The sequence below is a fragment of the Vibrio sp. 10N.286.48.C11 genome (genome assembly GCF_041469805.1).
Taxonomy (GTDB): Bacteria; Pseudomonadota; Gammaproteobacteria; order Enterobacterales; family Vibrionaceae; genus Vibrio; species Vibrio crassostreae_C.
In genome coordinates, this window is record NZ_JBFRLK010000130.1 from 1 (window position 1) to 225 (window position 225).

Consider the following 225-nt stretch of genomic DNA (forward strand, 5'->3'; position numbering starts at 1 on the left):
GGCGTTGTTGATCAAATCAGCTTGAAGGTCAACGACGCCATATGCGACTCATCGTTAGCTTCGAACAGGCATGCCTAGTCCTATGACTTTGTTTATAGCTTTGACATTCGCCATGATTTCACCCACTTGAGCGTTATAACATCTCAAGCTCAATTTACCGCTGGTTAGTCCTTTATATCGAGACATTGCGGTCTCAGATATTGAGCGATAGTGATAACCAGACTC

The 225-nt window shown here is 44.0% G+C and carries 1 pseudogene; it reads right to left on the reverse strand.

The annotated features are described in order from the left end of the window. Positions 1-54 precede the first annotated feature (54 nt). Positions 55-225, reverse strand: a pseudogene (locus AB4209_RS21770) (IS5 family transposase); the annotation flags it as partial.